Here is a 14,453-nt window from a genome sequence, read left to right on the forward strand (position 1 = left end):
TAATCCGTGAAGTGAGGTGCGGGGACTGACGGCAGCGCCGCTTCAGGTCCCCGTATCGACAAGTCGGTTTACGGCGCCGGGCGCCCCTTCTGAAGGGGGCCCGGCGCTGCACATCGGGCGGCCGATGCTGCATGCTGTGCACTGCTGCAATCCTCTGGGCTGCGCGCCAGACCCCCTGTGACTGCACTTCTCCGGGGGCCGACCGGCCGGCCCCAGACCCCCGATCTTGGTATGGAGCGGCGCATGACATCGACCTTCCCGGACATCTCGATCAGCACGGACCGGCTCGTGCTGCGCCCGTTCGAGGAAGCGGACATCCCCGCGCTCACCGAGATGATGGGGGACGAACTCGTCACCGCCTGGACGTCCGTGCCCTGCCCGTACACCGAGAGCGAGGCCCGCGACTTCATCACCAGACGCGCGCCCACGGTGCGCTCCGCCGGAGAGGGCATCGTCTTCGCCGTCACCGAGTTCCTCACCCAGCGCCTCGTGGGCGTCGTCCACCTCTCCAGTACGGACTGGCGCATCCTCTCCACCGAGGCCGGATACATCACCGCGCCCTGGGCGAGAGGCGAGGGCTACGCGTCCGAGTCGATGCTCGCCGTCGCCCAGTGGCTCTTCCAGGACCAGAAGTTCGAGCGCCTGGAACTGCGCACAGCCGCCGACAACACCGCCTCCCAGCAGGTGGCCCAGAAGCTCGGCTGCATCAGCGAGGGCGTCCTGCGCAACGCCTGGATAGCCCGGACCCGCACCGAGGACGGCGGCTGGGCCGACATCCGCACCGACCTCATCGTCTGGAGCCTCCTCCCCGAGGACCTCGACGGCGCGTTCGAGCAGATGGCGGAGGCGGGCGGATACGCCCCGTACCCGGACTGGAACTGAGCGCACCCCACCGCCGCGCCCTCCGGGAACAGGGGTACTCTCAGTGGGCCCACGACCTGCGACGAGCCCAGGAGAGACCCGCCGATGGCCGACCGCGTCACCGTGATCGGATGGGACGGTACGCCGCTGACCGGCGCGGCCCGTTCCGCCCTCGGCGCGGCCACCCTCGTCGCCGGGGCGGCCCACCATCTCGCGCTGCCGGAAGTGCCCGAGCGGGCCGAGCGCATCCGCCTCGGCAGCGTCTCACTCGCGGCACGGCGCATCGCACGCCACCGAGGCACCGCGGTCGTGCTGGCGGACGGCGACCCCGGCTTCTTCGGCGTCGTACGGGCGCTGCGCGCACCCGAACACGGACTTGAGGTCGAGGTCGTCCCCGCGGTCTCCTCCGTCGCGGCGGCCTTCGCGCGCGCCGGGATGCCCTGGGACGACGCACAGCTCGTCGTCGCCAACTCGCGCACCCTGCGCCGCGCCGTGAACGTCTGCCGCGCGCACACCAAGGTCGCCGTCATCACCTCGCCCGGCGCGGGACCGGCGGAACTCGCCCTGCTGCTCGGCCAGGTGCACCGCACCTTCGTCATCTGCGAGGCCCTCGGCACGGACCGCGAGGAACTGACCGTCATCACCTCGGACAAGGTCGCCGACCACACCTGGCGCGACCCCAGCGTGGTGATCGTCGTCGGGGGAGGGGCCGCGGCCGGACCCGGACCCGCGGCAGCCGCACCCTGGACGGGCGGCAGCAGCGGCGGCGGAGGTTGGATCGCGGGACGCGAGCCCGGCTACCCCTCGGGCCCGCGCGGCTGGGCACTGCCCGTCTCCGCGTACGCGGAGGAGACGCGTCCGGAAGCGGCGCCGGGCGGCGAAGGGCCCGGCGAGGGACGCGGGCACGGTGCCGCCGAGACGCACGGCGCTGAGGTGTACGGGCAGGCCGCCGGGGCCGCGCGCGACGTGCGTGACGCGCGGGGCGCCAAGGCCAGCGAGTCGCCGGTGCTGCGCGCCTCGCAGCTCGCCAAGCTGGGCCCGCGCGTCGGCGACCTGGTGTGGGACATCGGCGTCGGCAGTGGCGCGCTGTCCATCGAGGCGGCTCGCTTCGGCGCCGCCGTCATCGCCGTCGACCGCGACCCCGAGGCATGCGCCCGTACGGCGGCCGCGGCGCGGCGCCTCGGCGTACAGCTCCAGACGGTGCACGGCGCGGCCCCCCACGTACTGGAGGACCTTCCCGAGCCCGACGTCGTACGCGTCGGCGGGGGCGGAGTGCCCACGGTGATCGCGGTGGCCGACCGTAGACCGGGACGTATCGTGACGCACGCCGCGACGCGCGACGAGGCGGAGGCGATCGGCCGAGCCCTCTCGGAGGGCGGCTACGCGGTGGAGTGCGCGCTGCTCCAGTCCGTTGAACTGGACACCACGCAGTGGGTGGAAAGTGAACGCGCGGTTGTTTTCCTGCTCTCGGGTGTCCGGATCTGAAACTCTGTGATCCGCTGCGTGACGAACCGCGACGAAGTGCGGTTTGTCGCCCACCCGTGGCCTGTGCTGCGCTCCATGCCGGGTAGGCTGATGGATCGTTGTGCCGCCTTTCCGTGCTGACGGTTCGTCCGTCATTGTCCGGGATGGCGAAGGCGGAGACACGTGGCCCGCCGTGCGCATGCTCGTTCTTCATCAACGGGCGCTGCGGTCTGCGCCGGGTTGGAAGGAGCACTACCGAATGGGCGAGGGGTACGCATGACTGACACCGGCCAGGTCCCGGGTGAGGGACTGCCGGAGAACGCAGGCGCACAGCCGGAGGGGCAGCAACCGGCAGCTCCGGCCCCCGGCACGTACACCTTCGCGGGGCCGGACGACGGCGTCGGCGGCCCACCGGCCGAGGAAGAGGACCTGCTGATGCCCGGCGCGCAGGGCGCGTGGGGCGAACCGCAGCAGGTGGCGGCCCAGCAGGCCCCACAGCAGGCGCAGCCCCAGCCCCAGCAGCAGTACGCGCCGGAGCAGTACGTACAGGAACAGCAGTACGCGCAGGGCGTGCCCTTCGCACAGGACCCGGCCCAGGCCGCAGCGCAGCAGGCGCAGGACCAGTACGAGGCGCAGCTCCAGGCGCAGCAGGCGCAGGCAGCGCAGGCACAGCAGCAGGGGCAGCCGGAGCAGGGCCAGTACCTCTCGCCCGAGGACCAGCAGGCCCACTACCAGGCGCAGGCCCAGGCCGACGCGTACGCCCGGACGACGGGCCAGACGACGGGTCAGCAGCCCGCGCCCGCACAGGGATCGGGGCACTTCCCCGGTCCGCACGAGGCGGACGGCCGCGACTCCGGTTCCCTCGACTACAGCGCGGTGCGCACGCCGCACTCCGGCACCCCGGCCCCCGGCGCCTCCGCCACGCCCCCTTCCGGTACGAACGTGCCGCGCCGCCCGCTGCACCTCGGGCCGCCCGTGCCCGAGCAGTCGGGGGCCGTGCGCCCGCTGTCCGACCGCGGACCGAGCCGCCCGGCGCCGAACCCCGCGGCCCCGCCGCAGCCCTCGCAGGCGCGGCACGCGGGCCCGCCGACGGTGGGCCCCGAGTATCTCGACGTCGCCCACCAGGGCCCGGACTCCCTTCCGGGGCCGCAGCTCGGTGAACTCCCGCCGCAGAACGACGCCTGGACGTCCCAGGGGCAGCAGGCGGCGACAGCAGAAACGGTCGATCAGGTTCCGGAAACGGAGCAGCCGGGTCAGCAGGGACAGCCGGTACAGGCGGAGCCGTCGGAGCCCGCGCCCGAGGCCGTCCTCGGAACCCCTCCCGAGCCCGCCGCCGAGGCTCCGGTGGCCTCCGCTTCCGTCGCAGCCCCGGCGGACCCCGCGGGGGCGATGCCCGTCGAGCAGCTGGAACAAGCCGGTCAGCCGGGACAGTCCGCGCCCATGCCCGCCGCCGTGCCGGAGGACGGCGCCGCGACGGGTGGCAACGGCGCCGTGGACGCCGACGGTTCGGGCGCCGCCGCGAGCGGACTGATCCCCGCGCAGCAGCAGGCCGAGGCCCCCGTGGCCGAGCCGCTGCCCGCGCCCGTACCCGTAGCGGAAGAGCAGCAGCGGCAGTCCGTAGCGGCAGAGGAAGCGGCTCCCGCCAGCGGCGAGGACGGCGCGGTCGCGGAGCAGGCCGGTCAGCCGGAGCAGGCCGGGAACGACGAGGAACAGCAGCGGCAACCGCACGTGGACGAGCACCAGAACCAGAACCCGGCCCCCGGACAGGCCGAGGCCCAGACCGCGGCTCCGGCCCAGCCCGAGCCGCAGGACCAGCCGCAACCGCAACCGCAGCCGATGCCCCAGCCCGAGGCGGCAGGGCAGCCCGGACAACAGGCCGTGGACCAGGGCCAGGTGCCCGCACAGGGCCAGGCCCCCGAACAGGAACAGTTGGCGGCGGCCCCGGAAGCGGCGCCTGCCGCCGGGGAAACGGCGGGGGAGACCGTCGACGCGCCCGTCCCGTCGCCCGAGGAGGCCACGGCCGCCTCGCCCGCCGAGAACGGGTCCGGTGCCCTGATAAGCGAGGACGGCTCGGCGGCAGCAGCCGCGCCGTCCACCGACGGCACCCCCGGGAACGGCGCCGAGTCCGCCGCTCCGGAAACCGGCGAAGCCGCTGAGGGCGCCGAGGCCGCCGTCGAGAACACGGAGCCGGAGCAGCGGACCGGCTCCGAGGAGGCCGCGCCCGAGGCCCCCGGTGTGCCCGAGGGTGCCGAGGCCGCTGACGTCGCCGAAGCACCCGGCACCGCCGAGGCCCCGGCGGTTCCGGAGGCGCCCGAGCCCGCGGAACCCGAGCCCTCGGCCGAGGCCGAAACCGAGACCGAGCCCGCGGAACCCGCCACGCCGGGCGGGACGGCCGACGCCGTGGCCCAGCCTGTCGCCGCGCCGGAACAGCCCGAGCAGCCCGAGCAGTCCGCGCCCGAACAGGACACCGTGGAAGCCGGAGCAGCCGGGGACGAGGCCGCGGCGGAACCCACAGAGAACGCCGAGCCCGCCGAGGACGGCGCGGAGCCGTCCACCGGCGAAGACGAAGACGCGGACGAGACCACGGAAACGGAAGCAGCGGCGACCGAGCCCGCAGGCCCGGACGCCGAACCGTCGGCCCAGCCCGCCGAGCAGCCCGCCGAGCCGCAAGCCGAGAGCGTCGGCGAGCCCGCCCCCGGCTACGCGGATGCGGAGCGCGAGGCCGTGCACCGGCTCATGCGCGAGCGCCGCGACATCCGCAATGGCTTCCGCTCCGACCCCATCCCGCACGAGGTGCTGCTCCGCGTCCTCGAAGCGGCTCACACGGCGCCCAGCGTCGGACACTCGCAGCCGTGGGACTTCGTGGTCATCCGCTCCGAGGAGACCCGGCGGACCATGCACGAGCTGGCGCAGCGCCAGCGCGAGGCGTACGCGAAGTCGCTGCCGAAGGCGCGGGCCAAGCAGTTCAAGGAACTGAAGATCGAGGCCATCCTCGACACCCCCGTCAACATCGTCATCACCGCCGACCCGACCCGCGGCGGCCGTCACACGCTCGGGCGGCACACCCAGCCGCAGATGGCGCCGTACTCCTCCGCGCTCGCCGTGGAGAACCTGTGGCTCGCCGCGCGCGCCGAGGGCCTCGGCGTCGGCTGGGTCAGCTTCTTCGACGAGCGCGAGATGGTGCGCGCCCTCGAACTGCCCGAGCACCTGGACGTCGTGGCGTACCTCTGCGTGGGCTACGTCGACGAGTTCCCGCCCGAGCCCGAGCTGGCGCAGGCGGGCTGGTCCAAGCGCCGTCCGCTCTCGTGGGTCGTCCACGAGGAGTCGTACGGCCGTCGCGTACTGCCCGGCTCCGAGCCGCACGACCTGCTGGCCGAGACCGTCGCCGCCATCCGCCCGCTGGACGCGAAGGCGCTCGGCGAGGCGTGGGAGCGGCAGAAGCGGATGACGAAGCCGTCCGGTGCGCTCGGCATGCTGGAGATCATCTCGGCCCAGCTGTGCGGCCTGTCCCGGCAGTGTCCGCCGCCCATCCCGGAGCCCGCAGCGGTGGCCGTCTTCGCGGGCGACCACGGCGTGCACGCCCAGGGCGTCACCCCCTGGCCGCAGGAGGTCACGGCGCAGATGGTCGCCAACTTCCTGGGCGGCGGCGCGGTCTGCAACGCCTTCGCCAACCAGGTCGGTGCCGAGGTCTGCGTCATCGATGTGGGCGTCGCCGGCGAACTGCCCGCCACCCCAGGGCTGCTCCCGCGCAAGGTGCGCCCCGGCACGGCCGACATGACGGCGGGCCCCGCGCTCACCCGCGAGGAGGTCACGCAGGCCATCGAGGTCGGCATCGAGACAGCCCGCGATTTGGTGACAGCGGGCAACAAGGCGCTGCTCACGGGCGAGATGGGCATCGCCAACACCACGTCCTCAGCGGCGCTCATCTCCGCCTGCACCGGCGCCGACCCCGCCGAGGTGACGGGGCGCGGCACCGGCATCAACGACGAGACGCACGCCCGTAAGGTCGAGGTCGTCCGCCGCGCGCTGGAGCTGCACAAGCCCGACCCGGCCGACCCCATCGGCCTGCTGGCCGCCGTGGGCGGCCTGGAGCACGCCGCGCTCGTCGGCCTGATCCTGGGCGGCGCCTCGCTGCGGACGCCCGTGATCCTCGACGGGGTCAGCGCGGGCGCCGCCGCGCTGGTGGCCAGGGCCCTCGCGCCCGAGTCGCTGGCCGCGTGCGTCGCGGGGCACCGCAGCGCCGAACCCGGCCATGTCGCGGCCCTCACCAAGCTGGGCCTGCGCCCCTTGGTGGACCTCGACCTGCGGCTCGGAGAGGGCACGGGCGCGCTGCTCGCCCTCCCGATGGTGCAGAGCGCGGCCCGCGCCATGCACGAGGTCGCGACGTTTGACTCGGCGGGCGTGACCGAGAAGAACTGACCCGCCGGTGGCCCCGCCCGTTCCGCGTGTTTCCGCACACCGGAACGGCCGGGGCCCACCTGTGCCGCCCCCCCCGCAGCCCGTAGCCCGCCAGTGATCCGGGGAACAGCGCCGGACGCGTCGCACGCCTAGGCTGTCCAGCACACCCGCACGCCGACACCGCACGCCCGCACACCAGCACGTTCGTCTACGCCGCTCCACCGCCGCAGCGGCCCGCGCCACGCAAGGAGCCGCACGCGTCATGCCCGAGACCGAGCACCCCGCCTACCCCGTAGGACTCCGACTGGCCGGACGCCGCGTCGTCGTGGTCGGCGGCGGCACGGTCGCCCAGCGCAGGCTGCCCGCGCTCCTCGCGGCGGGCGCCGACGTCACCCTCGTCGCCCCCGCAGCCACCCCCTCCGTCGAGGCCATGGCCGAGGCGGGCGAGCTGGCCTGGGAGCGGCGCGCCTACGCCGAGGGCGACCTGGCCGACGCCTGGTACGCGCTCGTCGCCACCGACGACCCCGCCACCAACGCCGCAGTCTCCGCCGAGGCCGAGGCCCGCCGCGTGTGGTGCGTGCGCAGCGACGACGCGGAGGCCGCCACCGCCTGGACCCCCGCGACGGGGCGCAGCGAGGGTGTCACCGTCGCCGTGCTCACCGGGCGCGACCCGCGCCGCTCGGCCGCCGTGCGCGACGCCGTCGTCGAGGGCCTGCGCGACGGCACCCTCGCGGCGCCGCACAGCCGTGCCCGTACCGCCGGAGTCGCCCTCGTCGGGGGAGGCCCCGGCGACCCGGACCTGATCACCGTGCGGGGCCGCCGCCTCCTCGCCGAGGCCGATGTCGTCGTCGCCGACCGCCTCGGCCCCCGCGACCTGCTCGACGAACTCCCGCCGCACGTCGAGGTCATCGACGCCGCGAAGATCCCGTACGGCCGCGCGATGGCCCAGGAGGCCATCAACAACGCGCTGATCGAGCACGCCAAGGCCGGAAAGTCCGTCGTACGCCTCAAGGGCGGCGACCCCTTCGTCTTCGGACGCGGCATGGAGGAGGCCCAGCAGCTCGCCGACGAGGGCATCCCCGTCACCGTCGTCCCCGGCATCTCCAGCGCCATCAGCGTCCCGGGGGCCGTCGGCATCCCCGTCACACACCGGGGTGTCGCGCACGAGTTCACCGTGGTCAGCGGCCACGTCGCCCCCGACGACCCGCGCTCCCTCGTCGACTGGGAAGCGCTCGCCAAGCTGCGCGGCACCCTCGTCCTGCTGATGGCGGTCGAGCGCATCGGCGCCATCGCCGACACCCTGATGCGGCACGGGCGCGCGGCGGACACCCCCGTCGCCATCGTCCAGGAGGGCACCATGGCCACCGAGCGCCGCGTCGACGCGACCCTCGCGACGGTCCGCGAGCGCGCGGAGGCGGAGGCCGTACGCCCGCCCGCCGTCATCGTCATCGGCGACGTGGTGGCCGTGGGCGAGTAGCCCGGCAGCGGAAACGCATTGGCACTTCAAGCGGGACAAGGCAATATCACCCTGTGGCTGAACTCATCACCGTCACCGACCCCGACGACCCCAGGCTGAGCGACTACACCGGCCTGACGGACGTCGAGCTTCGCCGGAAGCGCGAGCCCGAGGAGGGCCTCTTCATCGCCGAGGGCGAGAAGGTCATCCGACGAGCCAAGCACGCCGGTTACGACATGCGCTCCATGCTGCTCTCCGCCAAGTGGGTCGACGTCATGCGCGACGTCATCGACGAGGTGCCCGCACCCGTCTACGCGGTGAGCCCCGAACTCGCCGAACGCGTCACCGGCTACCACGTGCACCGGGGCGCCCTCGCCTCCATGCAGCGCAAGCCGCTGCCCGAGCCCGGCGAACTCCTCGCGGAGAACCGCCGAGTAGTGGTCATGGAGTCCGTCAACGACCACACCAACATCGGCGCGATCTTCCGCAGCGCCGCCGCGCTCGGCATGGACGCGGTACTGCTCTCCCCGGACTGCGCCGACCCCCTCTACCGGCGCTCCGTGAAGGTCTCCATGGGCGCGGTCTTCTCCGTCCCCTACGCCCGGCTCGACGCCTGGCCGCAGAGCCTGGAGACGGTACGGGAAGCGGGCTTCACCCTGCTCGCGCTCACCCCCGACGCCAAGGCCGTCCCCATCGACGAGGCGGCCCCGCGACGCATGGACCGCGCGGCCCTGATGCTCGGCGCCGAGGGCGACGGCCTCTCGACGAAGGCACTGAGGGCTGCCGACGAGTGGGTCCGCATCCCCATGTCCCACGGCGTGGACTCCCTGAACGTGGGCGCGGCGGCGGCGGTCGCGTTCTACGCCATCGCCCTATGAAACGCAGGGTTCCCCCTTCACCCTGGTGTGCCCCTTCACGGGGTGTCCGTCCCTTGTAGGGGGCGCCTTGCCTGGCGCCCTCTTGGGGTTTCGTTCGCGTGTTGGGGGCCGGTGGCACGGGTTGTGCCCACCCGTCCCGCCAGCGGGACGATTGCCCACAACAGTTTTGGCGCCGTCGCCAGTGGGGGCGTCCCTGGGTGTGTCTTGGGGTTTCGTGCGCGGCTGCCTGGCCGGTGGCTTCGGCGCGGCGTGTGGTGCCGGTGCGTCGCGGCTGGCGCCGCGTGATTCTTGGTGCCTGCCGGTGGCGGTGTGGGGTGTCCGGTGCCGCGGTGGGGTGTCTCCTCGGCGTGAAGCTTTCGTTTTCGGCTTTCTGCCGTCGTTCGTCTCGACCTGCGGGGACACCCCACCGCGTCCCCGTCCCGCCGGTGGCCCACCGCTGCTCCGGGTCGGCCGGGGCCGACTTCATGACGTGCGGCGCCACGCCTCCAGCGCGGGACCTGCGGTTCCCGCTTCGCGGGCCGACCGTCCCGCGCAACTCCCCCTGTCGGGGGTGCGTAGCCGGGTGCCCCTTTGGGGTTTCGTTGCGCGGGTGCGGGCCGGTGGGTGGGTTGTGCCCGCCCTCCCCCAGCTACCGCTGGGAGGTGCCCCCTCGCCCAGCGGGACGCTTGCCCACAACAGTGAGGGCTGGGCCCGTACCGTCAGGTGCGGGCCCACAGCATGGGAACAAGCGGAGGGACCACCGGCCGGAGGTTGGCCACCGGGCGGGAGGGGACGCGGTGGGGTGTCCCCGCAGGTCGAGCAAGTCACCGGCCGAAAGCCAAAAACGAAACCTTCACGCCGAGGAGACACCCCGGCGCGGCACCGACCCCCACCAGCCAGGCATCCCACATCCACGGTCGCAACCAAGAATCACGCGGCGCCAGCCGCGTCGCACCCGCACCACACGCCGCGCCGAAGCCACCGGCCCGCGCCCGAAAGCGACGCCAAGCCACCCCACCCCGTGAAGCGGCACAAAAATCAGCGCGGGACCCTACAGTGCGCACCACACCGGCAAACCGTCCCGCGCAACACCCCCGTGAAGAGGGCGACCCCCCGCGCAGGGGACCCGGACACCCCCGGCGAACCGCCCGGCGAACCGCCCCGCGTCAGTCGCCGCCAGCGTGGAGGGGAGACGTGGGTGCCGAAGGGGGAGCGGGGTGGGGGGTGCCGAGGCCGCGGGAGGGGCCCTGGCAGCCCTGTGCCGCAGCGATACCGAGCGCGACCAGCAGCGTCACCGTCACGAACACCACCAGCCGCTGCCGCAGCAGCCGCCGGTTCGCCCCTGGACGTCTGCCAGGCGCGTTACGGGCACCAGGCCGCGCCCCCGTCACCCCCGCACGCGAAGCCGGCCGCTTCCCCGACGGCCTCGACGGACGGTCACCGCCACCACGGGCCCGCGCCCCCGTACGGGGCGTCGACGCACGCGGCGCGCTCGGAGAGCCCCCCGCGGAGTCTCGCTCAACCCGCTCACCCCGCTCCGTGTGCTGCCGCGCGTACTCCTCCGCGCTCCGCCCCCTGGGCCGCTCACCCTGCGGCCGTCGACGCGGCGCCCCCGTACCGCTGGGCGCCACGGCCCCCCGCCCCGCGACCCCGGACGTCCCGGACGCCCCGGCGAGCGGCGCGGCATCGGGCAGCCCCCTCGCCTCCCGCGCGGCGATCTCCTTGAGCCGCAGCGAGAGCTGGAGCGTGCTCGGGCGCTCCTCGGGGGCCTTGACGAGGCACGCCTGGATGAGCGGCGCCAGCGCGGCGTGCACCCCCTGCAAGTGGGGTTCCTCGTGCACTACGCGGTACAGCATCACCTCGGAACTGCCCTGCCCGAAGGGCGAGTCGGCGGTGGCCGCGTACGCCAGCGTCGCGCCCAGCGCGAACACGTCCGTCGCGGGCGTCACCAGCGCCCCGCGCACCTGCTCGGGCGCGAGGAAGCCGGGCGAGCCGACCGCCGTGCCCACATGCGTCAGCGTGCTCGCGCCCGTGGCCCACGCGATCCCGAAGTCGATGATGCGCGGCCCCTTGGGCGACAGCAGGATGTTCGACGGCTTGAGGTCACGGTGGACCACCCCCGCCTCGTGCACGGCCACCAGGCCCTCGGCCAACGCCGCGCCGATGGAGGCGACCTGAGAGGGCGGCAGCGGACCGCCCTCGTTCACCTTGTCGTGCAGCGAGGGGCCCGGCACGTACTGCGTCGCGAACCACGGCCGGTCAGTCTCCAGATCGGCGGCCACCAGCCGCGCCGTGCAGCCGCCGCGGATGCGCCGGGCCGCTGACACCTCGCGGGCGAAGCGCGAGCGGAACTCGGGGTCCTCGGCCAGATCGGGCCGGATCACTTTGAGCGCGACGCGCTGCCCGCGCCGGTCGGAACCGAGATAGACCACGCCCATTCCGCCGGCGCCCAGGCGCCGGTGGAGCCTGAACGAGCCGACGACACGCGGGTCCTCGCGTCGGAGCCGCATCATCGCCATGTCGTTCCCCTACCTCCGGTGGGAGGCCCCTTCCTCCGGGGGAGGCCCCTTCCGCTGCTGGTCCGTCTGACGAGGCACAGCTTACGGACTGCTGCCGCGTAGCGACGATAGGCCGCGCACGCGGCGCAGGACGGATTGTCAGTACCCGGTGGGATCCTGGAGTCATGGGCACAGGGCGCGCCGTGGCGGGGCGTGCCAGGTCTCCTCAGTGCCAATGCGCCGTCGCGGAAGGGGGATTGACGGAGTGAAAGGTGACTGGGTGGAGATAGTGGTGGACGCCGGTGACTCGACTCGTACGTACGAAATGGTGGCCGCCAGAGCGGGCCGGAGGATTGAGACACAGGTACGCAGGGGGGTGGTGGAAGTGAGCGAAGTCACCCGAAGTGGTTCGGTTGTGCGCACCGCGCGCTTCATGGCGAACCGTGTGCTGGCCCTGGTGGAGCATCCTGTTCCGCGTCAGGACGACGCGGTCGAGGCGGTGCGCTGACCAGGCATCCGGCACGGGATGCCGGTCTCCTGTAGGGGAAGACCCTGGGATGTACGAGCGGGCCTCCACCCTGGGGAGTATTCGTGGGGTCCCGGAGTCATCCTGCGGGAGGCCATCGAGTCGGTACGCGGGCATGACGCCGGGCTCGCGCCGCGCGCCTAATGTTGTGGACAAGCGGCGGGTGCAGCACTCGTCCCCCGAGGTCAGACGCCCGCCGCCCCAGACATGACAGGAGCAGACCATGGCGCACACAGCAGGGCGCACGGCACCTCGGGAGCAGGGACGACTGGCGGCTGTCGCGGCCTTCGGCACCCGTCCGGGCGGCCGTCGCCATCCGCTGGTGGCGGCGGCCATGGTCCTCCCTCTCGCCATCATCCTCGCCGTCGCCTTCGGCGCGGTGGAAATGGTGGCCACACAGGCGTCGTCCGTGGCTGGAATGCTGGGGCACTGAGCGGTGCCCCGGGCTCGGGAGAGCGGCCCGAGTCGGGGACATCCGGCCATCAGCCCCGTGGGGACGGGGGTGCGGCGGACGGCATTGAGGTCCGGGTAGCTGGGGAGCTGCCCGGACCTCGCCCTTTTCCGCCCCGCGCCAGCACATCCCCCGGCCCCCGCGCCTCGCGCCGCGGCCCTCGTCCGTCGGGCGTTGTCAGTGCGGCTGCGTACGATCGCGGCAGGTAAACGCGGAGGCGGGGCCGACACCGGCACGGCAGTGCGGCCCACTCCGCCCGTACGAAGGGGGACCGTGCATCCGACGCTCGCCGGACAGCTGGCCGTCCTGGCCCGTGCCGCGGCGCCCTCGCCACCGCGGCATCCCACGCCGCACCCGCACCCGCACTCGCACCGAGGGCGAGCGCAGGGGAGCACCGCGGCGGAGCCCGCCGTGCTGGCCGACCGCCCGGACGGCACCGTCGTACGGCTCGGCGATGTCGTCGCCAAGGCCCACGCCTCGGACTCGGACCCCGGGGCTCTGGCCGTCCGGCTCCAGGCCGCGGCGCACCCGCGCCTCGCGAGCGTGCTGCTCGCCCCCCTGCCCGCCACCCCGCCCACTCCGCTTGCCCCGCCCGCGCCGCACCGGTCCGCCACGCCCCTCTCGTCCCCGCTGCCGGACGGCCGTGCCGCCAGCCTGTGGCCCTACGGCTCCCCGGTGGACCCCGAGGACCCGTCGGCCGCGCCCTGGGAGGAGGCGGGCACCCTTCTCGCGCGGCTGCACGCCGTGCCGCCCCTCGCCCTCTCCGCCGGTCTCACCGGACCGCTCCCGCTCATGCGCGGCCCCGTGAAGGCCGCCCGCGCCCTGGCCCGGATGCGGGCGACGGTGCCGCCGGGCCACCCGGCAGCGCGCGCCGTCGAGCGCGCCTGGGCCGGGCTCCCCGCCTGGTGCCGCGCGCAGGAGCCCGAGGGCGCGTCCCGGATCGCGGCCCCGCGCCACGCGGCCCCCTCGGACGGTTCCGCCGCGGCCGACGCCCCCCTGGCCCTGTGTCACGGCGATTTCCACCTCGGCCAGTTGGTGCGCCACCCCGCGCCCGACGGCCCCTGGAAGCTGATAGACGTCGACGACCTGGGCCTCGGCGACCCCGCCTGGGATCTCGCGCGCCCCGCCGCCTGGTACGCGGCGGGCGTGCTGCCGCCCGCCGAGTGGTACCGCTTCCTGGGCGCCTACCAGTCGACGAACGGCACCGCGGGTCGCGACCCCTGGCCCCGTCTCGACGCCCCGGCCCGCGCGTTGACGGCGCAGATAGCCGCCCTCGCCCTCACCAAGGCGTACGCGGCCCGCCGCCCCCTCGACGGGGACGAGGAGGCGTGCGTGGACGCCTGCGCCCGTATCGCCGCCGTCGCCGAACTGCCCTGAACCGGCGGGCCGTAGGGTGGTGGGCCAGCGACACGACCGAAGGCACCTGCGGCGAACGAACCGCGAGCCGTAGGGCCGATCGGCGAGGAGAGGTACAGATCATGCAGTGTCCGAAGTGCGGCGCGTTCATGCAGACGTACAACCGCAACGGAGTTCAGATAGAGCAGTGCGGCGGCTGCCGGGGGATCTTCCTGGACTACGGCGAGCTTGAGGCCCTGGCCCGGCTGGAGTCCCAGTGGTCGCAGCAGGCAGCGCCGCCGCCCCCGCCCGGCGGTGCGCCGATGCACGGCGGCCCGGCGCCGCAGGCGTACCCCGCGGGCCCGGCCTGGGGTGCCGCGCACCACGGCCAGCACGGGCAGCACGGCCACCACGGACCCCACGGTTACCGTCACAAGAAGAGCTTCGGCCACATGCTGTTCTCCTCCTGAGCCCTCGCGGGACAGCACAGGGAGAGCGCAAAACCGAGGGCCCCGCGCGCAGGGGGGGGGGGGGCCTCCGTGGGTGGTGTGCATAAAGGGTATTGGTATGTAAAAACAATACCAGGCCCCGATAAACACAAAAATAT

At 74.0% G+C, this 14,453-nt stretch carries 10 protein-coding genes; 9 read left to right on the top strand and 1 reads right to left on the bottom strand.

Features of this window, described 5'->3' with window-relative positions; translation table 11 throughout:
• Positions 1-243: 243 nt before the first annotated feature.
• From ACWGJ2_RS07890 to ACWGJ2_RS07910, 5 genes are all read left to right on the top strand, one after another.
• Positions 244-882: a GNAT family N-acetyltransferase gene (locus tag ACWGJ2_RS07890; RefSeq protein WP_453345106.1), complete on the top strand. Its 639-nt coding sequence runs from the start codon at positions 244-246 to the stop codon at positions 880-882.
• Positions 883-966: 84 nt separating this feature from the next.
• Complete coding sequence (gene cbiE, locus ACWGJ2_RS07895) at positions 967-2,346, top strand: precorrin-6y C5,15-methyltransferase (decarboxylating) subunit CbiE (protein ID WP_453345107.1); 1,380 nt, start codon at positions 967-969, stop codon at positions 2,344-2,346.
• Between the two features lie 255 nt (positions 2,347-2,601).
• Positions 2,602-6,744, top strand: a complete 4,143-nt coding sequence (gene cobT, locus ACWGJ2_RS07900; protein ID WP_453345108.1) for a nicotinate-nucleotide--dimethylbenzimidazole phosphoribosyltransferase — start codon at positions 2,602-2,604, stop codon at positions 6,742-6,744.
• A gap of 241 nt (positions 6,745-6,985) precedes the next feature.
• Entirely contained in the window at positions 6,986-8,200 is a 1,215-nt protein-coding gene (gene cobA / locus ACWGJ2_RS07905; RefSeq protein ID WP_453345109.1) for a uroporphyrinogen-III C-methyltransferase, read from the top strand.
• A 53-nt stretch (positions 8,201-8,253) separates the two neighbouring features.
• Complete coding sequence (locus ACWGJ2_RS07910) at positions 8,254-9,057, top strand: TrmH family RNA methyltransferase (RefSeq protein ID WP_453345110.1); 804 nt, start codon at positions 8,254-8,256, stop codon at positions 9,055-9,057.
• A gap of 1,145 nt (positions 9,058-10,202) precedes the next feature.
• Here ACWGJ2_RS07910 and ACWGJ2_RS07915 read toward each other — a convergent pair.
• A complete protein-coding gene (locus ACWGJ2_RS07915; RefSeq protein ID WP_453345111.1) occupies positions 10,203-11,555 on the bottom strand; it encodes a protein kinase domain-containing protein in 1,353 nt (450 codons plus the stop codon).
• 244 nt (positions 11,556-11,799) lie between these two features.
• Here ACWGJ2_RS07915 and ACWGJ2_RS07920 point away from each other — a divergent pair, with 244 nt between their 5' ends.
• The 4 genes from ACWGJ2_RS07920 to ACWGJ2_RS07935 all read left to right on the top strand — a co-directional run bounded on the left by ACWGJ2_RS07920 (position 11,800) and on the right by ACWGJ2_RS07935 (position 14,316).
• On the top strand, positions 11,800-12,042 hold the full coding sequence (locus ACWGJ2_RS07920) for a hypothetical protein (protein WP_453345112.1): 243 nt from the start codon (positions 11,800-11,802) through the stop codon (positions 12,040-12,042).
• A gap of 241 nt (positions 12,043-12,283) precedes the next feature.
• The gene (locus ACWGJ2_RS07925) at positions 12,284-12,493 is read left to right on the top strand and encodes a hypothetical protein (RefSeq protein WP_453345113.1); all 210 of its coding nucleotides are present in this window, start codon (positions 12,284-12,286) and stop codon (positions 12,491-12,493) included.
• A gap of 429 nt (positions 12,494-12,922) precedes the next feature.
• A complete protein-coding gene (locus ACWGJ2_RS07930; RefSeq protein ID WP_453345126.1) occupies positions 12,923-13,888 on the top strand; it encodes a phosphotransferase in 966 nt (321 codons plus the stop codon).
• Positions 13,889-13,989: 101 nt separating this feature from the next.
• On the top strand, positions 13,990-14,316 hold the full coding sequence (locus tag ACWGJ2_RS07935; protein ID WP_453345114.1) for a TFIIB-type zinc ribbon-containing protein: 327 nt from the start codon (positions 13,990-13,992) through the stop codon (positions 14,314-14,316).
• Positions 14,317-14,453: the final 137 nt, after the last annotated feature.

The sequence above is a fragment of the Streptomyces sp. NPDC054796 genome (assembly GCF_053611545.1).